We start from the raw sequence: 23596 nt of genomic DNA on the forward strand, positions 1-23596 counted from the left end.
GCCCCCCGAACCGGGTGGCCGGCGCGGGTGCTCAGGTGGTGGAGGGGGTCGGCGGGGCCGAGGCGGCGGGTGTGGTGTGGGGGAGGTCGGTGGGGTGGGTGTCGGCGTCGGCGCGGGGGACGTCGGTGTGGTGGGTGTCGGCGTCGGCGCGGGCCCTGTCGCGACTGCGGCGGGCCGGGCCGGTCCAGCCGCATCCGCAGCGGGCGATCGCGAAGCTGCCGCGTTCCGTGACGGTGGTCTGGTGGGGCACCGCACCACGGTACTGCGGCCGTGCGTGACGGGGGCGCGGTCGCGGTCGTTAGGGGATATGGGCTAGGCCAGTGGGCGTTGGGGGTTTGGCGGCGATGGTGGTGCGGCGGAACGGAGCCGGGCGAGCGGGCGCGATGGTGGCCGCCGCGGTGGTCGGCGGGGTGGCCGGTGGGGTGCTCGCGGCCGTCGCCGGGTGCGGCGCGAACAGTGCCGAGAGCGCGAGCGGCGCGCCGGCCGACCCGGGGGCGCTCGTGCGCTCGGCCGCGGACCGGCTGGTGGCGGCGGGTACGTCCCGGGTCACGACCTCCATGGAGATGGCCACCGGGGGCACCCGGGTCACGATCCGGGGCGAGGGGACGTACGACTTCCGGGGCAGGACCGGGCAGTTGGTGGTGCTGCTGCCGCAGGACGCCACCGGGGCGCGGCAGAAGCAGCCGATCACCGAGCTCCTCGCGCCGGGCGCGCTCTACATGAAGAACCGGGGCGCGGGGGTGCCCGCCGACAAGTGGGTGCGGATCGACACCGCCTCGCTCGCCGACGGCAACCTGGTCACCGGCGGGGCCACCGATCCCTACGCGGCTGCCGGGCTGCTGCGTGACGCGCAGGGTGTGACGTACGTCGGGGAGGAGGACCTTGCCGGGGTGAAGGTGCGGCACTACCGGGGGAGCGCGGCGCTGCCCGCGACGGTGGCGAAAGGGTTCTCCAAGGGGGCCGTGCCGTTCGACGCGTACGTCGACGCGGCGGGGCGCCTGTGCAAGGTGCGGCACCAGTTCAGTTACGTCAACCGGGGGCGGTCCGTGGCGGTGGCCTCCACGACGCTGCTGTACGAATTCGGGGCGGGCGCGTCGGTACGGTTGCCGGCGGCGCGGGACATCTACGACGGCGCGATCCAACCGTAATCGGCCAGAAATGGCTCCCTCAGGTGGGGCGGTGGTGGCGGAAATGGTCCGTCCGTGCCATGCGCGGTGTGTGCCGCCCTCTTTACGCTGGGAAGCCGACGGCGGGGAGAAGAGGTCGAGGAAGGGGTGATGTGCGTGGCTTCGCTTCGCGGGGTGACCGTCCAGGACCACGTGGCCCTCGTCGAGATAGAGCTGTGCGGGGAATTGATGATCGCGGCGTCCGCCACGGAGGGGGACCGGCTCAGTCCCGATCTCATCGACGAGGTTCTGAATGTGGTGCGGGGCGAACGGCACCCCGGCCGCCCCGACCCGGGCTGACCCTGGGGCTCCGCCCGGCCTGAACGCCTTGTCCTCAAGTGCCGGACGGGCTGACTGGGCGCATGCTGGCCGGCGCCGAGTGGTCGGGGGCGCGGGGAACTGCGCGCCCAGCCCCGCACGGCCCGCAGCCGGGGTCCCTGGGGCTCCGCCCCAGACCCCGGGAGGCCCCTCCCCGCCCCTTCCCTAAACCCTCCGGGGGCGAAAGGAAACCCCTGGGGCTCCGCCCCAGACCCCGTTCGGCCTGAACGGCCTCGTCCTCAAACGCCGGACAGGCTGGGTATGCCTCAGCACCAGCCCTGCCAGGGGCGCGGGGAACTGCGCGCCCAGCCCCGCACAGCCCGCAGCCGGGGCTCCTGGGGCTCCGCCCCAGACCCCGTTCGCGCTGAAGGCGCTCGTCTCAATCTCCCCCAAGGCCTTAAGGGCCAGGGGGGACCCCCATGACGGGCTGACTATGCGCATGCTGGCCGGCGCCGAGTAGTCAGGGGCGCGGGGAACTGCGCGACCAGCCACCCACGGTTCGCAGCCGGGGTCCCGGGGGCTCCGCCCCAGACCCCGTGTCGCGCCTGAAGGGCGCTCGTCCTCAAAGGCCGGACAGGCTGGGTATGCGCACGCGGGCTGGCGCCGGATGCTCAGGGACGCCGCGGGTCACGTTCGTAGCATGCGGGCGATCGCCTTCGTCGCCTCTTCCACCTTCGCGTCGATCTCGTCCCCACCCTTCACCGCCGCGTCGGCGACACAGTGCCGCAGGTGCTCCTCGAGGAGTTGGAGCGCGAAGGACTGCAACGCCTTGGTCGACGCCGAGACCTGGGTGAGTATGTCGATGCAGTAGACGTCCTCGTCGACCATCCGTTGCAGGCCGCGGATCTGGCCCTCGATCCGGCGCAACCGCTTGAGGTGCTCGTCCTTCTGGTGGTGATAGCCGTGCACGCCGCGGTCGTGATCGGTCACAGGGGGCTCGACCGGGGGGCCGGCCGCCTCGGTGGTCGTCATCGCGTCCTCCCGTTGTCTCCTGCCATGCGCCAAGGTGGTGGCTTGGCTCGCCTTGTGAGGCAAGGGGAGTGGATACCCCTCATGGGTATATGGTAACGAATTTCGTCCCCCGGACGGGGGTCCGTGCTGATCACTGTGCCTGATGGGCGACACTGAAGAACGCCGGTTAGCCGTGGCCGGATGATGCGCCTAGCATCAGCCTGACCGAATCCCAAGCACTCCGAGGACCCCACGTGCGCTTTCGTCTGACCCCCAGGGAGACGAGCTTCTACGACATGTTCTCCGCATCCGCGGACAACATCGTCACGGGCTCGAAGCTCCTCATGGAACTGCTCGGAGCGGATTCCGCGTCCCGGGCCGAGATCGCGGAGCGCATGCGGGCAGCGGAGCACGCGGGGGACGATGCCACCCACGCGATCTTCCACCAGCTGAACTCCTCCTTCATCACGCCGTTCGACCGCGAGGACATCTACAACCTCGCCTCGTGCCTCGACGACATCATGGACTTCATGGAGGAGGCCGTCGACCTGGTCGTCCTCTACAACGTGGAGGAACTGCCCAAGGGCGTCGAGCAGCAGATCGAGGTCCTGAGCCGGGCGGCCGTGCTGACCGCCGAGGCCATGCCCAACCTGCGCACGATGTCCAATCTGACCGAGTACTGGATCGAGGTCAACCGCCTGGAGAACCAGGCCGACCAGATCCACCGCAAGCTGCTCGCCCACCTCTTCAACGGCAAGTACGACGCCATCGAGGTGCTGAAGCTCAAGCAGATCGTGGACGTGCTCGAAGAGGCGGCGGACGCGTTCGAGCACGTGGCGAACACGGTGGAGACCATCGCCGTCAAGGAGTCCTGACCCAGTCATGGACACCTTTGCGTTGATCGTGACCATTGGCGTCGCGCTCGGATTCACGTACACGAACGGCTTTCACGACTCGGCGAACGCCATCGCCACCTCGGTCTCGACGCGGGCGCTGACCCCGAGGGCCGCCCTCGCGATGGCCGCGGTCATGAACCTCGCCGGTGCCTTCCTCGGCAGCGGCGTGGCCAAGACCGTGAGCGAGGGGCTGATCTCCACGCCCGAGGGCAACAAGGGGATGGGCATCCTGTTCGCGGCGCTGGTCGGCGCGATCATCTGGAACCTGGTCACCTGGTACTTCGGGCTGCCGTCCTCCTCCTCGCACGCCCTGTTCGGCGGCATGGTGGGAGCGGCGCTGGCCGGTGGGACCACCGTGTACTGGTCCGGTGTGCTCGACAAGATCGTCATCCCGATGTTCATCTCGCCGGTGATCGGCCTGATCGTCGGTTACCTGGTGATGTGCGCGATCCTGTGGCTGTTCCGCAAGTCGAACCCGCACAAGGCCAAGCGCGGGTTCCGTATCGCGCAGACCGTCTCGGCGGCCGGCATGGCGCTCGGGCACGGTCTCCAGGACGCGCAGAAGACCATGGGCATCGTGGTGATGGCGCTGACCATCGCCGATGTGCAGTCCGCCGGGGACGAGATCCCGATCTGGGTCAAGTTCGCGTGCGCGGCGATGCTGTCGCTCGGTACGTACGCGGGTGGCTGGCGGATCATGCGGACGCTGGGGCGGAAGATCATCGAGTTGGATCCGCCGCAGGGGTTCGCGGCGGAGGCGACCGGGGCGTCGATCATGTTCGGGTCGTCGTTCCTGTTCCAGGCGCCGATCTCCACGACGCATGTGATCACTTCGGCGATCATGGGTGTGGGGGCGACCAAGCGGGTCAATGCGGTGCGGTGGGGGGTCGCGAAGAACATCATCCTGGGGTGGTTCATTACGATGCCGGCTGCGGGGGCGGTCGCTGCGGTCAGCTATCTCGTGGTTCAGCTCTGCTTCGGCTGACGCGGCCTGCCGCCTGTCCGGGGTGCGGTGGGGGTGCCCGCGCAGTTCCCCGCGCCCCTGGCGGGGCTGGTGCTGGCCCGCATGGGCATACCCAGCCCGTCCGGCGTTTGAGGACGAGGCCGTTCAGGCCGATCGAGGTCTGGGGCGGAGCCCCAGGGACCCTGGCTGCGGGTCGTGGGTGGCTGGGCGCGCAGTTCCCCGCGCCCCTGGCGGGGCTCCTGCTGAGGCAACCTCAGCCCGTCATGGGGGTCCCCCCTGGCCCTTAAGGCCTTGGGGGAGTTTGAGGACGAGCGTGTTCAGCGCGATCGGGGTCTGGGGCGGAGGCCCAGGGGGTGTGGGTGGGCCCGGACCCGGTGTGGAGGACCGGGGCCGGGCCCTTCGTCTTGCGGTGGCACCGCCATGCAGCACCGCAGACGGTCTGGGGGTCGGGCCTAACCGAAGCGGCCCGAGATGTAGTCCTCCGTGGCCTGCACGGACGGGTTGGAGAAGATCCGCTCGGTCTCGTCGATCTCGACCAGCTTGCCGGGCTGCCCGACCGCCGCGAGGTTGAAGAACGCCGTACGGTCCGAGACCCGCGCCGCCTGCTGCATGTTGTGCGTCACGATCACGATCGTGAAGCGCTCCTTCAGCTCCCCGATCAGGTCCTCGATCGCGAGCGTGGAGATCGGGTCGAGCGCCGAGCAGGGCTCGTCCATGAGCAGGACGTCCGGCTCGACGGCGATGGCCCGCGCTATGCACAGCCGCTGCTGCTGGCCGCCCGACAGACCCGAACCGGGCTTGTTGAGGCGGTCCTTCACCTCGTTCCAGAGGTTCGCGCCCTTGAGGGACTTCTCGACGACGCCGGCCAGCTCGTTCTTCTTGACCGTACCGTTCAGACGCAGTCCCGCCGCCACGTTGTCGAAGATCGACATGGTGGGGAACGGGTTGGGGCGCTGGAAGACCATGCCGACCGTGCGGCGCACCGCGACCGGGTCGACCGCGGCCCCGTACAGGTTCTCGTCGTCGAGCAGCACCTTACCCTCGACGCGGCCGCCGGGGGTCACCTCGTGCATGCGGTTGAGGGTGCGCAGGAAGGTGGACTTGCCGCAGCCGGACGGCCCGATGAAGGCGGTCACGGAGCGCGGCTCGACGGTCATGGAGATGTCGTCGATCGCCTTGTGGGCGCCGTAGTAGGCGGAGAGGCCGGATACGTCGATTCGCTTGGCCATGGGTGACTCACTGTCTTTGTGGAGGACTGGTCGCTGAGCAGGGGCCGCGTCAGCGACCGGTCTTGGGGGCCTTCCAGCGGGCGATGCCGCGAGCCACCAGGTTGAGGATCATGACGAAGGCGATCAGGACGAGGGCGGCGGCCCACGCGCGGTCGTACGACGCGTCGCTGCCGACCCGGTACTGCTCCCAGATGTAGAAGGGGAGCGAGGACTGAGCGCCTTCGAAGGGGTTGGTGTTGATCAGCTGGCTGCCGAAGACGAGCAGCATGATCGGGGCGGTCTCGCCGGCGATGCGGGCGACCGCGAGCATGAAGCCCGTGGTGATGCCGCCGATCGCGGTGGGGATGACCACCTTCAGGATGGTGCGCCACTTCGGTACGCCGAGGGCGAGCGCCGCCTCGCGCAGCTCGTTCGGTACGAGCTTGAGCATTTCCTCGGTGGAGCGGACCACGACCGGCATCATCAGGATCGACAGGGCGAGCGAGCCCATGAAGCCCGAGGGCTGGAGGTCGAACATCAGCATCAGGGTGAGGATGAACAGGCCCGCGACGATGGACGGGATGCCCGTCATGACGTCGACGAAGAAGGTGACGGCCTTGGCGAGCGCGCCCTTGCCGTACTCCACGAGGTAGACCGCGGTCAGCAGGCCGAGCGGCGCGGAGATCAGGGTGGCGATGCCGATCTGCTCCAGGGTGCCGATCAGCGCGTGGTAGATGCCGCCGCCCTGCTCGAAGGCGGGCACGCCGGCCATCGAGTGGGTCAGGAAGTACCCGTTGAGCACCTTGGTGCCGCGGCTGATCGTCGTCCACAGGAGGGAGAAGAGCGGGATGACGGCGAGGACGAAGCAGACCCAGACCAGGGAGGTCGCCACCCGGTCCTTGGCCTGCCGCTTGTTCTCGACGGCCGTGGTGACCGTGTAGGAGATGAGGATGAACAGCAGGGCCGCGATCAGGCCCCACTGGACCGTGCTGCGCAGGTCGAAGGCGAGGCCGATGCCCACGGCGAGCGCGATCGCGGCGACCGCGAAGCCGGCGCCGGCCCAGCGGGGCAGCGAGCGGTGGCTGAGGCTGCCCTTGTGCGGCGCCGTGGCGGCCGGCCGGGCGTCCTGTACGGCTACGTGACTCATGCGGGGCTCCCTGCGGCTGCGGGGGTGGGGGCTTGGCAGGGCCGGCTCCGGCGGGCCGCGGCCGGGGGTCCGGGGGTTGTCCCCCGGGACAGCGCAGTACTCATGCGGGGCTCCCTGCGGCTGCGGGGGTGAGGGCTTGGCAGGGCCGGCCCCGGCGGTCCGGGGTGCGGAGGTCGCGGGGCGTGGCGCGGGTCATGCGTTGGCCCCCGAGTACTCCTTGCGGCGGGCGATGATCATGCGGGCGCCGCCGTTGACCAGCAGGGTGAGCACGAAGAGGACGAGGCCGGAGGCGATCAGGGCGTCGCGGCCGAGCTGGTTGGCCTCGTCGAACTTCGCGGCGATGTTCTGCGCGAAGGTGCCGCCGCCCGGGTTGAGCAGGTGCAGCGAGAGGACGTAGCTGGGTGAGAGGACCGTGGCGACGGCCATCGTCTCGCCGAGCGCGCGGCCGAGGCCCAGCATCGAGGCGGAGATGACGCCGGAGCGGCCGAAGGGCAGCACCGAGAGGCGGATGACCTCCCAGCGGGTCGCGCCGAGGGCCAGGGCGGCCTCCTCGTTCATGCGCGGGACCTGGAGGAAGACCTCGCGGCTGACGCTGGTCACGATCGGCAGGATCATGATCGCGAGCAGGATGCCGACGGTGAAGATGGAGCGGGCGACGCCGACTTGGGTCTTCTCGAAGAGGAACGTCCAGCCGAGGTAGGTGTCGAGCCACTCGTTGAGGCCGCCGAGGTAGGGCACGAGGAACAGGGCGCCCCAGATGCCGTAGACGATCGAGGGCACGGCGGCGAGCAGGTCGACGACGTACGCGAGGGGCGCGGCCAGCTTGCGCGGCGCGTAGTGCGAGATGAACAGGGCGATGCCGACGGCGACCGGGACCGCGATGGCCATCGCGATGACCGAGCTGACGATGGTGCCGAAGAGCAGGACCGCGATGCCGAACGCCGGCGGGTCGCCGGCCGGGTTCCAGTCGAAGGTGGTCAGGAAGTTGCCCTGGTCCTTCGATATCGCGATGCCGGCCCGGATGCTCAGGAAGATGGCGATGGCCGCCATGACGACCAGGAGCAGGACGCCCGAGCCCCGGGAGAGCCCGAGGAAGATGGTGTCGCCCGCGCGGCCGGTGGACTGCTTGCGGCGCGGTGCCGGGGCGGGAGCGGGTGGCGGAGGTGTGTCCGTTACGAGAGAAGAGGCCATGATCTTTCCGGTCTGTGGGCGGGGATCCGGGGGATCCCCTGGCGGCGGTGCACCGGATGGTGTGCGGCGGGGGCCGGATCGGGGCCCCGCCCCACGCGAGCGGCCGGGTCTTCGGCCCGGCCGCCCAACTGCGGTTCTACGAGAGCGAGTTGATCGTCTCGATGACCTTGGAGTTGATCTCGGACGGGATCGGCGCGTAGCTGGCGTCGGTGAGCAGCTTCTGCCCGTCGGCGCTCGCGGCGTAGGAGAGGAAGGACTTGACCGCGGGGAGGGTGGCGGCCTTGTTGCCCTTGTCGCAGGCAACCTCGTACGTCACCAGGACGATCGGGTAGGCGTTGTCGGCCTTGGTCGTGTAGTCCAGCTTCAGGGCGAGGTCCTTGCCGGTGCCGGCGATCTTCGCGGCGGCGATGGCGGTGGAGGCGTTCGCGGAGCTGGCCTTGACCGGGGCGGAGGCGCCGGTGTTGATGTCGACGGTCTTGATCGACTGGGAGGAGGCGTAGGAGAGCTCGAAGTAGCCGATGGCGCCGTTGGTCTGCTTGACCTGGGCGGCCACGCCCGCGGAGCCGGAGGCGGCCTGGCCGCCGGGGGCGGCCCACTTCTTGGCCGGGGCGTAGGTCCAGTCGGACTTGGCCGTGGCGCTGAGGTACTTGGTCAGGTTCTCGGTGGTGCCGGAGTCCTCGGAGCGGTGGAACGCCTGGATCGCGAGGTCGGGGAGCTTGACGCCCTGGTTCAGCTTGGCGATCGCCTCGTCGTTCCACTTGGTGATCTTGCCGTTGAAGATCTTGGCGAGGGTCGGGGCGTCCAGGACGAGGCTGTCGACGCCCTCGACGTGGAAGCCGATCGCGATCGGACCGCCGACCATCGGCAGGTTGATGCCCTGGCCGCCGGCGCAGACCTTCTTGGAGTCCGCCGCCTGCTGCGGGTTGAGCGGCGAGTCGGAGCCGGCGAAGGCGACCGTGCCCTGGGTGAACGCGACGATGCCCTCACCGGAGGAGGAGGACTTGTAGTTGATCTGCGCGTCCTTGCAGGACGCCATGTAGTTCTTGACCCACAGGTCCATGGCGTTCTTCTGCGCGGAGGAGCCGGAGGCCAGGACCTGGCCCTTGGCGCCGTCGCACTTCACGTTCGAGGCGGCGCCCGACGCCGTGCCACCCGTACCGCCCGTGCTCCCGCCGCCGCTGTTGTTGTCGCTGCCGCACGCCGTGAGGGCCAGGGCGCTGGACACGGCGATGACGCCGAGGGCGGTGGCGCGGAGCCGGTTCTTGCGCTGAAGCTTCACTGTCGGGTGTTCCTTCCGGGAGCCGCCGGGGTTCCGTTCGTTCTACGGCGGCGTGCGTGGATGGGCGGTGAGGGCGGGATGCCGTGCACCGTGTAAGGCCGAAATTAGGCAGAACAGGTGAAGCGGTCGGCGGGGGAGAGTTAACGGCAGGTGAACCGTGGCGGGCAGTGCGGTGCCGACCGTTACCGGTTCGTGTTCAGGAGGCGTACAGAACCGATTCCGCACCCGTGACCCCCGGGGCGGGGGCGGCGCACGGGTCAGGCGGGGCGCGGCAGATCGAGCAGCGCGAGCAGCAGCTGGCGGTCGCGGGGCTCGGTGAGGCGCTGGTGGGCGGCGCCCGGGGGCAGCCAGAGCAGCCGGTCGACCTCCGCGTTGGGCGTGAAATGTCCCTCGCCCGCCTCGGCGGCCCAGTACTCGACGCGTTTGGGTCGGCCCTGCGGATCCGTGTAGTACGCGGTGGGCAGCCGTTCACCCGGCACGCACGTGTACCCGGTCTCCTCGAACACCTCGCGCAGCGCCCCCGCGAGCGCGTCCTCCCCCCGGCGCAACTTGCCCTTGGGGTGGGACCAGTCGTCGTATTTCGGCCGGTGTACGAGGCAGACCTCGATGGCGTGCGGGCGCGTACGGGCGGCGTCGCGGGAGACGGACGTGCCGTCCTGGGGCGGGCGGCGCCACAGGACGCAGCCCGCCGCGAGGACGGTTTTCCCGGGTGCGGTGCTCATGGCGCGGCCGTGGTCGCCGCGGGTGCTGTCGTCACCGCCCCAGGCTGCCAGATCCGCTGGAAGGCGAAACGGGCCGCCTCCACCTCGTGCCGCTGATCGGCGTGGAGCACGCCGAGCGCGTACGCGGTCGCCGGGGCGATGCGGGGGGTGCGGGCGGCGGCCTGCGCGGCGGCCGCGGCCTCGGCGGCCTCGCGGTGGCGGTCAAGTGCCCTTGCCGCGCACGGGAGTTGATCGCTCAGTCCCGGCCCGTCGAGCCCCGTGGCGCGGGGCGGGGAGGTGCCGCGGCGCGGGCCGCAGAGATAGGGGTCGCACAGGTGCGCGGCCACGGGCGCGAGGCCGTCGAGTGCCAAGGCGCCGGGTCCGGGGTCCGGGGCGCCCGCGTGCAGCAGTTCCTGGGCGTACCGGTGCAGTCGCAGCAGCCGCCGCACCTGGTGCCAGGGGCTGTCCTGGCCCTCGCTCTCCTGGACAAGCGCCTCCGCGTTGTAGGGCCGGGCGGCGCGGGCCAGCGGCAGCGCGGCGACCGCCCGCTCCAGGCGCTCCTGGGCGGCCAGCGCCGAGGGGATCAGGACCTCCTCCGCGCGGGCGGCGGCCGCGGGCGCCAGCGGCACCTCGCTGGCCAGCAGCGCGACCGCGTCCGCCACCGCGTGGAAGCGGGAGGAACCGAGCGCCTGGAGCGCGGCCGAGTGGGCCCGGGCGCGTGCCGGCGTCAGCTGGCGGTCGAGCAGCGCGCCCGCGCGGGCGGCGCCCACCGTGAGCGCCCCCGCCTCGCCGCGCGCCGGCGCTCCGCTGCCGCCGGACAGCCGGTGCAGGGCGTCGATGAGCCGGCTCAGGCGCGCGGCGCAGGCGTGCTCGCCGCCCAACGTGACGCCAAGCCAGGCCAGTTCGGAACGCAGCTGGTCGGCCCAGGCGGCGTCGAGCAGTGGCCGGAACGTGTGCAGCGTGGCGCCGATGCGGCGGGCGGTCGCGCGCAGCGCGCTGGCGGCCTCGTCGGCCACGTGCCCGTCGGGTCCCGCCTCGCGGTGCAGGCGCAGTCCGCGCAGGAACTCCCCCGCCCGCAGGTGGAGGTAGCGGGCGAGTATGTCGCCCGCCGGGTCCTGTCCTGTGATGTTCTCAAGGCGTTGCACGCCGGCGCCTCCGGGCGTCTATCAGCATCTCCTGCACATGGCGCAGCGGCAGCCCGTCGGCGTCGGCCGCGTGCCGGGTCCAGTTCCCGTCGGCGCCCAGGTGCCAGGAGGCGGTGGTCGGCGCCATCCCGGTCTCCAGGAGCCGGCCGAGAACCGCGCGGTGGGCCGGATCGGCGACCCTGACCAGTGCCTCGATGCGTCGGTCGAGGTTGCGGTGCATCATGTCGGCGCTGCCGAACCAGACTTCGGGCTCGCCGCCGTTGCCGAAGGCGAAGATCCGGGAGTGTTCGAGGAAGCGGCCGAGGACGGAACGTACCCGGATGTTCTCCGAGAGCCCGGCCACGCCCGGGCGGACGGCGCAGATGCCGCGCACCCAGATGTCGACGGGCACGCCCGCCTGCGAGGCCCGGTAGCAGGCGTCGATGACGGCTTCGTCCACCATCGAGTTGACCTTGATGCGGACGTAGGCGGGCCGCCCGGCGCGGTGGTGGGCGACCTCCTTGTTGATCCGCGAGATCAGGCCGTCGCGCAGGGACTTGGGGGCGACCAGGAGGCGCCGGTAGGTCTCGCGGCGGGAGTATCCCGAAAGGCGGTTGAAGAGGTCGGACAGGTCGGCGCCGACCTGCGGGTCGGCGGTGAGCAGCCCCAGGTCCTCGTAGAGGCGGGCGGTCTTGGGGTGGTAGTTGCCGGTGCCGACGTGGGAGTAGCGGCGCAGGGTGTCGTTCTCCTGGCGCACCACGAGGGAGAGCTTGCAGTGCGTCTTGAGCCCGACCAGGCCGTACACGACGTGGCAGCCCGCCTCCTCCAGCTTGCGGGCCCACTTGATGTTGGCCTGCTCGTCGAAGCGCGCCTTGATCTCCACCAGGACCAGCACCTGCTTGCCCGACTCGGCGGCGTCTATCAGGGCGTCCACGATCGGCGAGTCGCCCGAGGTGCGGTACAGGGTCTGCTTGATGGCGAGCACGTCCGGGTCGGACGCGGCCTGTTCGAGGAAGGCCTGCACGGAGGTGGAGAAGGAGTCGTAGGGGTGGTGCAGGAGCACGTCGCGCTCGCGCAGCGCGGCGAAGATGTCGGGCGCGGAGGCGGATTCGACCTCGGCCAGGTCGCGGTGGGTGCCGGCGACGAACTTGGGGAACTTCAGCTCCGGCCGGTCGAGCGCGGCGATCCCGAACAGGCCGGTCAGGTCGAGCGGCCCGGGCAGCGGGTAGACCTCGGCGTCGGAGATCTTCAACTCCCGTACCAGCAGGTCCAGTACGTACGGGTCGATGGACTCCTCGACCTCCAGGCGCACCGGCGGTCCGAAGCGGCGCCGCATGAGCTCCTTCTCCAGGGCCTGGAGCAGGTTCTCCGTGTCGTCCTCCTCGACTTCGAGGTCTTCGTTGCGGGTGACGCGGAACATGTGGTGCGCCAGCACCTCCATGCCGGGGAACAGCTCCTCCAGGTGCGCGGCGATGACGTCCTCAAGGGGTACGTAGCGCTGCGGGGACGCCTCCAGGAAGCGCGAGAGCAGCGGCGGCACCTTCACGCGGGCGAAGTGACGGTGGCCCGAGACGGGGTTGCGCACCACCACGGCCAGGTTGAGCGAGAGTCCCGAGATGTACGGGAAGGGGTGCGCGGGGTCCACGGCCAGCGGCGTCAGCACGGGGAAGATCTGCTGGCGGAACAGCGTGAAGAGGCGGGCCTGCTCCTTCTCGGCGAGCTCGGGCCAGCGGATCAGATGGATGTTCTCGTCGGCGAGCGCGGGGGCGACGTCCTGCTGGTAGCAGGCGGCGTGGCGGGCCATGAGCTCGCGCGAGCGGGTCCAGATCAGGTCGAGGACTTCGCGGGGCTGGAGGCCGGAGGCGGAGCGGGTGGCCACGCCGGTGGCGATGCGGCGCTTGAGTCCGGCCACCCGGACCATGAAGAACTCGTCCAGGTTCGAGGCGAAGATCGCCAGGAAGTTGGCCCGCTCCAGGAGCGGGGTGGCCGGGTCCTCTGCGAGTTCGAGGACACGCTCGTTGAACGCGAGCCAGCTGCGCTCGCGGTCCAGGAAGCGCCCCGAGGGCAGCTCGTCGCCCTCGCTCTCGTCCTCGTAGGCGTCCAGATCCGCGTCGATGTCCGGTTCCAGGTCGGAGGCCACCGCTGCCAGGGTGTGCGGGCGGTGCGCGGCTATGGAGGCCACGGACGGCTGGGCGGGCTTGAGGGAGACTTCGGAGCTGGGCTGCTGGCTCATGTCCCCATTGTTCCGCGCGACGGCCCGGTCCAGCGCGTCGGAGCGGGCGGGAGTGAGCGCTCTGGGGGCTGAGGGCGGGGGAACGGGTCCGTTCCGGGTGGGGGGCGCCGGCGGCTTCATTGCGTGAGCGTCGCAAGCGTGTCTGAATACCCGGTTACGAGGACATGGCGTCCGGGAGAGCGGACCCGGGCCCCCGGGGGCGGGCCGGGGGCCGGGGCGGGGTCCGGAGCGGGGTCCGGGGCGGGTCCGGGGCGGGCCGCGCGGCGGCGGGTCAGGACTCCGCGCGGTACATCAGGTCCACCTCGTGCGTGGTGAAGCCGAGGCGTTCGTAGACCGTGAGGGCCGCGGTGTTGTCGGCGTCCACGTACAGCATCGCGGTGGGCAGGCCCTCGGCCGCGAGGTGGCGCAGGCCGGTCGCGGTGAGCGCCTTGCCGAGCCCGCCGCCCTGGGCGTCCGGCCGGATCCCGACCACGTACACCTCGCCCAGTCGCTCCTCGGCGTGCACCTTGGTCCAGTGGAAGCCGACGAGCTCGCCGGCCTTCTCCGCGAGGAAGAACCCCTTCGGGTCGAACCACGGCTCGGCCTTGCGGTCGTCGAGGTCGCGCTGGGTGAGCGAGCCCTGCTCGGGGTGGTGGGCGAAGGCGGCGGCGTTGACCGCGAGCCAGGCCGCGTCGTCCTCGCCCGGCGTGAAGGTGCGCACGGTGACGCCGGCGGGCCAGACGGGCTCGGCGATGTCGAGCGGGCTCAACGGGCGCCGCAGCTGGCGCAGTTCGCGAAAGAGGGTGAGCCCGAGCACCTGCCCGAGGTGGCGGGCCGCCGCGTGGCCGCCGTGCGCCCACACCCGCAGCCGCTTGCCGGTCGCCCCGAGCAGCGCGCTGCCCAGGGCGCGGCCGTGCCCCTGCCCCCGGTGCGCGGGGTGCACGACGAGCTCGGCGGCGGGTGCCTCGACCGGGTCGGTGTCCTCAAGCTGGGCATACCCGACGAGCGTGTCGCCCACGGTCAGCAGAAAATGCCGCACGCCCTCGCGGTGGCCGCCGCGCAACTGGAGCCGGCCCTGCTCGGAAACGGCCTGCTGCCCGTCGGAGCGGGCGGCTTCGGCGATGAGGCCGAGCACGGCCTGCGCCTGGGGGTGCGTGAGCTCGTCGAGGGTCTGGATGTCGCGGGTGGAGGGGGTGGGGGCGGCTGCGTCTGTCATGGGTACGAGGGTACGGCGGCCCACCTCGCGAGCCCGGCCAACGGCAACCAGCTCGTAACCCGCGACCCCCTGTTGCGCTACGCGCGTTGACCTTAGGCTGCGCCGGGAATCCACAAGGAACGCACATGCGACGCACAGGGGATCCGAACAACACATGCCAGCCAGACGCCACATGAACCGTGCCGCCACACGACTGTGGGCCGGGGCCGCAGGCCTCGCCACCATCGGGGCGCTCGTCGCCGCGATGCCCGCCCACGCGCACGACCGGGGCCACGGACACCATCCCAAGCCGGGCCGCACCGTCGACGTGCAGCTGCTCTCCTTCAACGACCTGCACGGCAACCTGGAGCCACCGGCCGGCTCCGCCGGAACGGTGACGGAGCGTCAGGCAGATGGGACCACCAAGTCCGTGCCGGCCGGCGGCATGGAATACCTGGCCGGCTCGCTGCGCACGGCCCGCGCGGGCCACCCCCATTCGATCACCGCGGCGGGTGGCGACATGATCGGCGCGAGCCCGCTGCTGTCCGGGCTCTTCCACGACGAGCCGACCATCGAGGCGCTGAACAAGCTCAAGCTGGACGTCACGGCCGTGGGCAACCACGAGTTCGACGAGGGCGCCACCGAGCTGACCCGCATGCAGAACGGCGGCTGCCACCCCACCGACGGCTGCTACGAGAAGGGCAGGAAGTTCCCCGGCGCGGACTTCCCCTACCTCGCGGCAAATGTGACCAGCGAGAAGACCGGCCGGCCGATCCTCAAGCCGTACACGGTGTGGGAGAAGAACGGCGTCAAGATCGGCTTCATCGGCGTGACGCTCGAAGGCACCCCGAACGTCGTGACCGCCGCCGGCGTCAAGGGCCTCAAGTTCGCGGACGAGATCGAGACGATCAACAAGTACGCCAAGGAACTCGACCACCAGGGCGTCAAGTCCATCGTCGCCCTCATCCACGAGGGCGGAATGCCGTCCTCCAACGCCTACAACGACAGCTGTGACAGCCAGGGCCCCGGAAGCGGGATATCCGGGCCGATCGTCGACATCGCCAAGGGCATCACGCCCAAGGTGGACGCGCTGATCACCGGCCACACCCACCAGGCGTACGTCTGCACCATCCCCGACCCGGCGGGCAACCCGCGCCTGGTCACCTCGGCGGCGTCGTTCGGCAAGCTGTACACGGACACGACGCTGACCTACGACCGGCGCACCAAGGACATCGTGCGGACGGCGGTGAAGTCGCCCCTGTCGCCCAAGTCGGCCAACCACATCGTCAGCCGGGACCAGCCCAAGGCCGCCGACATGACGCAACTGATCGCTCGATGGGGCAAGTTGGCGGCGCCGGTCGCCAGTCGTCCGCAGGGTTACATCTCCGCCGACATCAACGGCCGGGGCTCGGACGCGCCCGAGAAGCCGCTCGGCGACCTCATCGCGGACGCGCAGCTCGCGGGCCTGTCCGCGCCCGACAAGGGCGGCGCCCAGCTCGCCCTCATGAACCCCGGCGGTATCCGTTCCGACCTCGTGTACAAGGCGAGCGGCGGCGAGGGGGACGGGGTCGTGACGTATGGCGAGGCGTTCACCGTCCAGCCGTTCACCAACATGATGAACGTGGTCGGCCTGACCGGGGCGCAGCTGCTCGCGGCGCTGAAGCAGCAGGTCAGCGGCGTCAACGAGGCGGATCCGAAGATCCTCCAGGTCTCGTCGGGGCTGACCTACACGCTCGACCTGACGAAGTCGGGGGCGGCGCGGGTGGTGGACGGCACGGTGCGGCTGAACGGGGCGGCGATCGATCCGGCCGCCACGTATCGCGTGGCCATGAACGAGTTCCTCGCGGGCGGGGGTGACGGGTTCCCGGCGCTGGTCGGCACGGACAAGGTGGTCGGGGCGTCGGACTTGGACGTGTTCGACGCGTACCTCGCGGCGAACTCGACCCCTTCCACCCCGCTGGCTCCGCCGGCTCCGGGGCGGATCACGGTGCTCAGGTAGACCCCTTGAGGGCTGGGTGCTCCGGGTGCGGGCCGTGGTCGCTCCTCGCGCGCCCCTGAGCATCCGGTGACAACCCGCACGGGCCATGCCAACCCCGTTCGCGCAGTTCCCCGCGCCCCTGGCGGGGCTGGTGCTGGTCCGCATCGGCACCTTCAGCCTGTCCGGCACTTGAGGACGAGGCCGTTCAGGCCGAATGGGGTCTGGGGCGGAGCCCCAGAGGCTTTTCCTTCAACCCCCGGAGGGTTTAGGGAAGGGGCGGGGAGGGGCATCCGGGGTCCGGGGCGGAGCCCCGGGGGGTTGGGGGCAGGCCCCGGCTCAGGGGGTGTCCGGCGGCGGGGTCGGGGCGCCCGGGAGGGTGATCGTGGCCAGGGTGCCGCCCGTGGGGGCGGGGGCCAGCGACACCTCCCCGCCCGCGTGCCGCACCGTACGCGCCACGATGGAGAGCCCGAGCCCCGACCCCGGCAACGCCCGCGCCGACGGCGACCGCCAGAACCGCTCGAAGACATGCGGCAGATCCTCCGTGGGGATGCCGGGCCCTTGGTCGCGTACCGTCAGGACACCCCGGTCCAGCGTGACGGTGACCGTCCCGTACGGCGGACTGAACTTCACCGCGTTGTCCAGCACGTTCACCACCGCCCGCTGCAACGCCGCGGGCTCCGCCCGCACATACCAGGGCGCGAGCTCCGCCGTGATGGTCAGCTCGGGCCCCCGCAGCCGGGCCCGGTCGAGCGCGATCCGGGTGATGTCGTGCAGCCCGACCACTTCCAGGGGCCCCTCGCGCACCGCGTCGGGCCGCGACAGCTCCTGCAAGTCCCCGATGAGGGAGGCCAGTTCGGACATCTGGGCCTTGACGGACGCCATCAGGGCGGCGCGGTCGGCCGGCGGAATGGCCCGGCCGGTCTCGTCGCTGCGCGCGAGCAGTTCGATGTTGGTGCGCAGCGAGGTCAGCGGGGTGCGCAGCTCGTGCCCGGCGTCGGCGATGAGCTGCGCCTGCCGGTCCCGCGAGGAGGCGAGCGCGGCGGTCATCGCGTTGAAGGAGCGCGAGAGCCGGGCGATCTCGTCCTCGCCCTCGACGGGGATGCGTACGGTCAGATCCTCGGTGCGCGCCACGTGCTCGACGGCCCCGGTGAGCTTGTCCACGGGCCGAAGACCGGCCCGGGCCACCCACAGTCCGGACGCCCCGGCCGCGACGACGCCGATGCCGGCGAGCCCGGTCAGCAGAAGGGCCAGGCGGTTGAGGGAGGAGTCGATCTCGGTGAGCGGGCGGGACAGCGAGACGGTGGCCCAGCGCCCGGCGAACTCCTGACGCGTGGTGTGCACCCGCACGTCCATCCCGCTGTCGGTGGTGCTGCTGTGCAGCGTCTCAGGCTTCAGGTCGCGGGCCACGGCGATGTCCTGGGCGGTGACGCGCACGGGAGGCGAGTCGAGGGCCACGCAGCGGGTGCCGTCGGGGAGCACCACCTGGATGTAGGCGAACGGCTTCTGTCCGGTGGGCAGATTGCCCTGCGCGGTGCAGGACTGGAGCGCGGAGACCACCAGGGCGCTGGGCGCGCCGGTGTTGCGCAGCGTGGTGTCGAGTTCGCCGCGCAGCTGGGCCCGGGTGAGCAGCCAGCACGTGACCGCGACCGCCGCGACCGCGACCGCGACCGCCGTGGCGACCAGCATGGCGAGGCGGGAGCGGAGCGGCATCGCGCGGTAGCGGCGGGCCAGACGGTTCACTCCGCGCCGCCCGGCCGGAGCGCGTACCCCACGCCCCGCACCGTGTGCACGAGCCGGGGCTCGCCGCCCGCCTCCGTCTTGCGGCGCAGATACATCACGTACACGTCGAGGGAGTTGGAGGAGGGCTCGAAGTCGAAGCCCCACACCGCCTTGAGGATCTGCTCACGGGTCAGGACCTGGCGGGGGTGGGTGAGGAACAGCTCAAGGAGGGTGAACTCGGTGCGGGTCAGCTCCACCACGCGGCTGCCCCGGGTGACCTCGCGCGTGGACAGGTCCATCCTGAGGTCGGCGAAGGTCAGCACGTTCCCGGCGTCCTGTCCTGCCGCGCCCGCGTCCACCGCGTAGGAGCTGCGGCGCAGCAACGCCCGGATGCGCGCGAACAGTTCGTCGAGTTCGAACGGCTTGACCAGGTAGTCGTCGGCGCCCGCGTCGAGCCCGGTGACCCGGTCGCCGACCGTGTCGCGCGCGGTCAGCATGAGGATGGGCGTGGTGGACCCGGCCGCGCGCAGCCGGCGAGCCGCGGTGAGCCCGTCCATCCGGGGCATCTGGATGTCCAGGACGATCAGCTCGGGCCGGTACGCCTCCGCCTTGGCCAGGGCGTCGAGGCCGTCCACGGCGACCTCGGTGCCGTATCCCTCGAAGGCCAGACTGCGCTGCAACGCCTCGCGGACGGCGGGTTCGTCGTCGACGATCAGGATGCGCTGCGGTTCGTCCTCGGCGGGGCTCATGAGCGGGTTCCTTCTTCTGTCTCTCTGCCGGCTCGGACCATCAGCCTCGCATGGGACGGGGTGGCGCGGGGCGGCTCACCGCCCCGCGCCGGGACGGGGTCAGTAGCTGCCGCTGAAGGCGCCGCCCGAGCCGTCGCCGCTCTGGTCGCCGCCGCCGGTGCTCGCGCCGCCGCTGCCGCCGGCGCGCAGGCTGGACAGGTCGGACTTGACGGTGTTGACCGGGATGGCGAACCCGAGCCCGACGCTGCCGGCCGTCGAACCGGTCTGGCCGGCCGAACTGGGCGAGTACATCGCGGAGTTGATCCCGATGATGTTGCCGTTCATGTCGATGAGCGCGCCGCCGGAGTTGCCCGGGTTGAGCGAGGCGTCGGTCTGGAGCGCCTTGTACGTGGTCTTGGACGAGCCGGTGTCGCCGTTGAACTGCTGCCCGCCGAACTCGAACGGCCAGCCGCCCCCGCCGCTGCCGCGCCCGCGGCCCTGCCCCTGGCTCTGGTCCTGGCTGCCGTCCTCCTTGGCGACGGTGACGTCGCGGTCGAGCGCCGAGACGATGCCGCTGGTGACGGTGCCGGTCAGGCCCTCGGGGGAGCCGATCGCGACCACCTGGTCGCCGACCGCGATCTTGCTGGAGTCGCCGAGCGAGGCGGGCTTGAGGCCGCTCGCCCCGTTCAGCTTGATCAGCGCGAGGTCCTTGTCGGGGTCGGTGCCCACCACCTTGGCGGTGTAGCTCTTGCCGTCGCTGAGCTTCACCTTCACCGAGGTCGCGCCCGCGATGACGTGGTTGTTGGTGATGATCTCGCCGCTGGAGGTGATGATCACGCCGGCGCCGGTCGACTCGCCCGAGCCGGACGTCGCGTTGATCTCGACGATGCTCGGCATGACGGCCTTGGCGACCCCGGAGACGGTGCCGTTGGTGCTGTGGGAGGCGTTGGTGCCGCTCACTCCGGCGCTGACGGACGAGCTGTCGTTGCCGACGTAGTGCTCGACCACGCTCGCGGTGCCGCCGCCTATCGCCGCCGCGATGATGGCGACGGCGGCGAGGAGCCCGACCGAGCGCTTGGCGCGGCGGGGCCCGGGCGCGTCCGCCTCGCCGCCCGCGCGGTGGGCGCCGCCGCCGTGGCCGCCGTCGTGGAACCCGGCGCCGACGGGGGCGCCCGGCCACACGGTGGTGCCGGGGCCCGTGGTCACGGGTGTGGCCGGCTGGTAGGGGGGAGGCGGCGGATAGGCCGCCGCGTAGGCCTCGGCCTCTCGCCTGGCGTCGTCCTTGGCTCGCTGCCGGGACTCGTCGGTGAGGTCGGAGTGCTGGGGCTGCTGCTCGGGTTCGCCGCTGTGGCGGGGGCTCTCGGTCATGTCTATGACCTTCGCCACCGTTGATGAGAGCAGTCTGAGGACCGGGTAAGAAGCCCGGCAGAACCGTGTTTGCCCGGTATAAGGACGCCCGGCGGTGCCCGGCCGCGGCGGCTCGGACGGTTCAGCCGCAGCCGCAGGAGCGGCGGACGACGAGCCGGGAGGGGAACTGCTTGAGACGTTCGCGGCGCGAGCCCGCGACCCGCAGCCCGTCGTCGAGGACCAGGTCCACCGCGGCCCGCGCCATGGCGGGCCGGTCGGAGGCGATCGTGGTCAGCGGCGGATCGGTCAGGGCCGCTTCCTTGACGTCGTCGAAGCCCGCGACGGCGAGCTCGCCCGGCACGTCGATGCGCAGCTCGCGGGCGGCCCGCAGCACGCCGATCGCCTGGTCGTCGGTGGCGCAGAAGATGGCCGGCGGCCGCTCGGGCCCGGCCAGGATCTCCAGGGCCACCTGGTAGGCGTCGTACCGGTTGTACGGAGCCTGGAAGAGACGGCCCTCCAAAGAGCGGCCGGACTCCAGCATGGCCCGGCGCCAGCCCTCGACGTGGTCGGCCACCGGGTCACCGACAGCCGGAGTCGACTCGATGCCACCGAGGCAGGCGACGTAGTCGTGGCCGTGTTCGAGCAGGTGGCGGGTGGCGAGCTGGGCGCCGCCGATGTCGTCGGTCACCACCGCCACGTCGTCGATCGCCTCGGGCCGCTCGTGCAGCAGCACCACCCGGGCGTCCCACGCGTCGATCTCGGCGGCGGCCCGCTCGCTCGGGCCCTGGCTCACCAGGATGAGGCCGGCGACCCGCATGCCGAGGAAGGCCCGCAGATAGTGGACCTCGCGCTCGTCCACGTAGTCGGAGTTGCCGACCAGGACCATCTTTCCGCGCTCGGACGCGGCCTGTTCGACGGCGTGCGCCATCTCCGCGAAGAACGGCTGGCGCGCGTCCGGGACGATCATTCCTATGAGGTCGGTGCGCCGCGACGCCATCGCCTGGGCGACCCGGTCCGGCCGGTACCCCAGCTCCTTGATCGCGGCGAGGACACGCTCGCGCGTGGCCGGGGCGACCGGCCGGGGTCCGTTGTTGATGACATAGCTGACGACGGCGGTCGAAGTACCCGCAAGTCGTGCCACGTCGTCCCGCGTCACCTTGGCCACGCGCGGCAGTCTACGCGGGGTGACCTCCCGCTGGGCAGGCCTTATCGCAGGTCGTACCCCAGGTGTGACCTAGGGCCCGACCGGAGCTTTTCCCGTCCGGGCGGCGGGGGCTTCCCCCGAGCGGCGCCCGGGGAGCGCCCTCGCCTACCCCTACCGCTCGGCGCGGGCGGCGGCTTCCTTCGCCTCGGCGGTCGCCGCGTCCACGACGGCCTTCGCCTTGGCGTCCTCGGAGGCGCGCTCGGGCTTCTCGGGCGTCACGAAGCGGTAGCCGACGTTCCGTACGGTGCCGATCAGCGACTCGTGCTCGGGACCGAGCTTGGCCCGCAGCCGCCGCACGTGCACGTCGACCGTGCGGGTGCCGCCGAAGTAGTCGTAGCCCCAGACCTCCTGGAGCAGCTGGGCGCGCGTGAAGACCCGGCCAGGATGCTGGGCCAGGTACTTGAGCAGTTCGAACTCCTTGAAGGTCAGGTCCAGGACCCGGCCCTTCAGTTTGGCGCTGTACGTCGCCTCGTCCACCGACAGATCGCCGTTGCGGATCTCCATCGGGGAGTCGTCGGAGGTCGCCTGGGCGCGGCCGGTGGCCAGCCGCAGACGGGCCTCGACCTCGGCGGGACCCGCCGTGTCGAGCAGCACGTCGTCGATGCCCCAGTCGGCGGTGACGGCGGCGAGCCCGCCCTCGGTCACGACCAGGAGCAGCGGACAGCCGGGCCCCGTGGAGCGCAGCAGCTGGCACAGCGAGCGCACGTGCGGCAGGTCGCGGCGGCCGTCGATCAGGATGACGTCGGCACCCGGGGTGTCGACGAGCGCCGGGCCCTCGGCGGGGGCCACGCGCACACTGTGCAGGAGCAGGCCGAGGGCGGGAAGCACCTCCGTCGACGGCTGAAGGGCATTGGTCAGGAGCAGCAAGGAGCTCATCGCTCTCCTCCTACCCGGATGATCCGCTTCTTATCGTGTGCGGTTGGTTCGCCCATGACGTCGTTTCCTCCTCGGTCCCTGCGGAGGGGGTCCCCCTCAGCTCTCGCGGAGCCCCGGGGGCGGTGCGGCACTGCTTCGTACTTTTCCGTACTTCCGTGATGTTCCGGGCCGTTCGGGCCCAGTTGTGAGCATTCGTTGACCCGCCCGTAACAACGACGGGGAAACACAAAAGGACCCGGGGGCTGCGTTGCCCGGATCCTCTGCCCAGGAGAATAGCCCACATGAATGCCGAGGCAGAGGGCCGATTTCACACTCCGGCTGTTCCGTCGATCACTCCCGGCCCCCGGCGCGCCACCCTGCGTACGTCCGACGGTGTCCGGATCGAGGCGGTTTACGAGCCCTGCGCCAAGGGGTCCCGCGACACCGCGATCGTCGTCGCGCACGGCTTCACCGGATCGGCCGACCGGCCCGCCGTGCGCCGGGCCGCTGGGGTTTTCGCGCAGTACGCGGCCGTGATCACGTTCTCCTTCCGGGGCCACGGAAGGTCCGGCGGCCGCTCGACCGTGGGCGACCGCGAAGTGCTCGACCTGACGGCGGCCGTCGAGTGGGCGAGATCACTCGGGTACGCGCGGGTGGTGACCGTCGGCTTCTCGATGGGCGGCTCGGTGGTGCTGCGGCACGCCGCGATCTGCCGGGGGAGCGCTCGGGGGCGCACGGAAGCAGTGGCGGCGGTCAGCGCGCCCGCCCGCTGGTACTACCGGGGTACGCCCGCGATGCGCCGGGTGCACTGGCTCGTGACGCGGCGCGCGGGCCGACTGGTCGGCCGGCTCGGCTTCGCGACCCGCATCCACACCGAGGACTGGGACCCGGTTCCGCTCTCGCCCGTCGAGGCCGTCCCGCTGATCGCGCCGACCCCGCTGCTCATCGTGCACGGCGACCGCGACCCGTACTTCCCCGTCGACCACCCCCAGCTGCTTGCGGCGGCCGGACCTGCGCGGTTGTGGCTTGAGCGGGGCATGGGCCACGCGGAGAACGCGGCCGGCGACGAGCTGCTTGAGCGGATCGGGCACTGGCTGATCACCGCCCGGCCCGCCGCGTAGCCCATCATGGAGGGCGACGAAAGGAGCCTGACCATGGCAGCGGGAACCATCCGCTTCTGGGCCGCGGCCAAGTCCGCCGCCGGCGTCGCCGAGGAACCGTACGCGGCCGGCACGCTGGCCGAAGCCCTCGACGCGGTCCGCGAACGGCACCCCGGAGAGCTCACGCGGGTACTCCAGCGGTGCTCCTTCCTGGTCGACGGCGACCCCGTCGGGAAGCGGAACCATGAGACCGTACGGCTTGCCGAGGGCGGCACGGTCGAGGTGCTCCCGCCGTTCGCAGGAGGGTGACCCC

Annotated in this window: 22 protein-coding genes; 7 read left to right on the forward strand and 15 right to left on the reverse strand. The window is 71.4% G+C overall.

Going from position 1 to position 23596, the window contains the following annotated elements; all coding sequences use genetic code 11:
* Positions 1 to 31: 31 nt before the first annotated feature.
* Entirely contained in the window at positions 32 to 250 is a 219-nt protein-coding gene (locus ACFYM2_RS30125; protein ID WP_388840754.1) for a hypothetical protein, read from the reverse strand.
* A 94-nt stretch (positions 251 to 344) separates the two neighbouring features.
* On the opposite strand from ACFYM2_RS30125, the gene ACFYM2_RS30130 reads away from it, so the two are divergent.
* Complete coding sequence (locus ACFYM2_RS30130) at positions 345 to 1148, forward strand: hypothetical protein (protein WP_359002935.1); 804 nt, start codon at positions 345 to 347, stop codon at positions 1146 to 1148.
* Positions 1149 to 1277: 129 nt separating this feature from the next.
* A complete protein-coding gene (locus ACFYM2_RS30135) occupies positions 1278 to 1466 on the forward strand; it encodes a hypothetical protein (protein WP_359002937.1) in 189 nt (62 codons plus the stop codon).
* A gap of 645 nt (positions 1467 to 2111) precedes the next feature.
* Here the strand turns inward: ACFYM2_RS30135 and ACFYM2_RS30140 are convergent.
* Complete coding sequence (locus ACFYM2_RS30140) at positions 2112 to 2456, reverse strand: metal-sensitive transcriptional regulator (RefSeq protein WP_359002939.1); 345 nt, start codon at positions 2454 to 2456, stop codon at positions 2112 to 2114.
* A 233-nt stretch (positions 2457 to 2689) separates the two neighbouring features.
* Here ACFYM2_RS30140 and ACFYM2_RS30145 point away from each other — a divergent pair, with 233 nt between their 5' ends.
* Entirely contained in the window at positions 2690 to 3310 is a 621-nt protein-coding gene (locus ACFYM2_RS30145; RefSeq protein WP_350231710.1) for a DUF47 family protein, read from the forward strand.
* A gap of 7 nt (positions 3311 to 3317) precedes the next feature.
* Positions 3318 to 4316: an inorganic phosphate transporter gene (locus ACFYM2_RS30150; protein ID WP_350231711.1), complete on the forward strand. Its 999-nt coding sequence runs from the start codon at positions 3318 to 3320 to the stop codon at positions 4314 to 4316.
* Positions 4317 to 4747: 431 nt separating this feature from the next.
* Here the strand turns inward: ACFYM2_RS30150 and pstB are convergent, their stop codons facing one another.
* The 8 genes from pstB to mshD all read right to left on the reverse strand — a co-directional run bounded on the left by pstB (position 4748) and on the right by mshD (position 14373).
* Positions 4748 to 5524 (reverse strand): phosphate ABC transporter ATP-binding protein PstB, encoded by a 777-nt coding sequence (gene pstB / locus ACFYM2_RS30155; RefSeq protein WP_359002941.1) that lies wholly within the window; start codon positions 5522 to 5524, stop codon positions 4748 to 4750.
* Positions 5525 to 5573: 49 nt separating this feature from the next.
* Entirely contained in the window at positions 5574 to 6650 is a 1077-nt protein-coding gene (gene pstA / locus ACFYM2_RS30160) for a phosphate ABC transporter permease PstA (RefSeq protein ID WP_359002943.1), read from the reverse strand.
* Positions 6651 to 6842: 192 nt separating this feature from the next.
* Positions 6843 to 7841, reverse strand: a complete 999-nt coding sequence (pstC, locus tag ACFYM2_RS30165; RefSeq protein WP_359002945.1) for a phosphate ABC transporter permease subunit PstC — start codon at positions 7839 to 7841, stop codon at positions 6843 to 6845.
* Positions 7842 to 7977: 136 nt separating this feature from the next.
* Positions 7978 to 9120, reverse strand: coding sequence for a phosphate ABC transporter substrate-binding protein PstS (gene pstS / locus ACFYM2_RS30170; RefSeq protein ID WP_359002947.1), 1143 nt, complete (start codon positions 9118 to 9120; stop codon positions 7978 to 7980).
* A 257-nt stretch (positions 9121 to 9377) separates the two neighbouring features.
* A complete protein-coding gene (locus ACFYM2_RS30175; RefSeq protein ID WP_359002949.1) occupies positions 9378 to 9842 on the reverse strand; it encodes an NUDIX hydrolase in 465 nt (154 codons plus the stop codon).
* The gene (locus ACFYM2_RS30180; RefSeq protein ID WP_388461071.1) at positions 9839 to 10966 is read right to left on the reverse strand and encodes a CHAD domain-containing protein; all 1128 of its coding nucleotides are present in this window, start codon (positions 10964 to 10966) and stop codon (positions 9839 to 9841) included. Before ACFYM2_RS30180 ends, ACFYM2_RS30175 begins: the two co-directional genes overlap by 4 nt.
* Entirely contained in the window at positions 10953 to 13178 is a 2226-nt protein-coding gene (locus ACFYM2_RS30185) for an RNA degradosome polyphosphate kinase (RefSeq protein WP_359002953.1), read from the reverse strand. Before ACFYM2_RS30185 ends, ACFYM2_RS30180 begins: the two co-directional genes overlap by 14 nt.
* Positions 13179 to 13449: 271 nt before the next feature.
* A complete protein-coding gene (gene mshD / locus ACFYM2_RS30190; RefSeq protein WP_388840644.1) occupies positions 13450 to 14373 on the reverse strand; it encodes a mycothiol synthase in 924 nt (307 codons plus the stop codon).
* Positions 14374 to 14527: 154 nt separating this feature from the next.
* On the opposite strand from mshD, the gene ACFYM2_RS30195 reads away from it, so the two are divergent.
* Complete coding sequence (locus tag ACFYM2_RS30195) at positions 14528 to 16351, forward strand: bifunctional metallophosphatase/5'-nucleotidase (RefSeq protein WP_388840647.1); 1824 nt, start codon at positions 14528 to 14530, stop codon at positions 16349 to 16351.
* A 315-nt stretch (positions 16352 to 16666) separates the two neighbouring features.
* On the opposite strand, the gene ACFYM2_RS30200 is transcribed toward ACFYM2_RS30195, so the two are convergent.
* The 5 genes from ACFYM2_RS30200 to ACFYM2_RS30220 all read right to left on the reverse strand — a co-directional run bounded on the left by ACFYM2_RS30200 (position 16667) and on the right by ACFYM2_RS30220 (position 22204).
* Complete coding sequence (locus tag ACFYM2_RS30200) at positions 16667 to 18061, reverse strand: sensor histidine kinase (RefSeq protein ID WP_388461086.1); 1395 nt, start codon at positions 18059 to 18061, stop codon at positions 16667 to 16669.
* Positions 18062 to 18066: 5 nt separating this feature from the next.
* Complete coding sequence (locus ACFYM2_RS30205) at positions 18067 to 18798, reverse strand: response regulator transcription factor (RefSeq protein ID WP_359002958.1); 732 nt, start codon at positions 18796 to 18798, stop codon at positions 18067 to 18069.
* 99 nt (positions 18799 to 18897) lie between these two features.
* Positions 18898 to 20145, reverse strand: coding sequence for a S1C family serine protease (locus tag ACFYM2_RS30210; protein ID WP_388840650.1), 1248 nt, complete (start codon positions 20143 to 20145; stop codon positions 18898 to 18900).
* A gap of 121 nt (positions 20146 to 20266) precedes the next feature.
* A complete protein-coding gene (locus ACFYM2_RS30215) occupies positions 20267 to 21289 on the reverse strand; it encodes a LacI family DNA-binding transcriptional regulator (protein WP_388461064.1) in 1023 nt (340 codons plus the stop codon).
* 150 nt (positions 21290 to 21439) lie between these two features.
* Positions 21440 to 22204, reverse strand: a complete 765-nt coding sequence (locus ACFYM2_RS30220) for a response regulator transcription factor (protein WP_388461062.1) — start codon at positions 22202 to 22204, stop codon at positions 21440 to 21442.
* Positions 22205 to 22485: 281 nt separating this feature from the next.
* Between ACFYM2_RS30220 and ACFYM2_RS30225 the strand changes: the two genes are divergently transcribed.
* Positions 22486 to 23304, forward strand: coding sequence for an alpha/beta fold hydrolase (locus tag ACFYM2_RS30225; RefSeq protein ID WP_359002966.1), 819 nt, complete (start codon positions 22486 to 22488; stop codon positions 23302 to 23304).
* A 33-nt stretch (positions 23305 to 23337) separates the two neighbouring features.
* A complete protein-coding gene (locus tag ACFYM2_RS30230) occupies positions 23338 to 23592 on the forward strand; it encodes a MoaD/ThiS family protein (RefSeq protein ID WP_359002968.1) in 255 nt (84 codons plus the stop codon).
* Positions 23593 to 23596: the final 4 nt, after the last annotated feature.

Source organism: Streptomyces sp. NPDC006711, assembly GCF_042869775.1.
Taxonomy (GTDB): Bacteria; Actinomycetota; Actinomycetes; order Streptomycetales; family Streptomycetaceae; genus Streptomyces.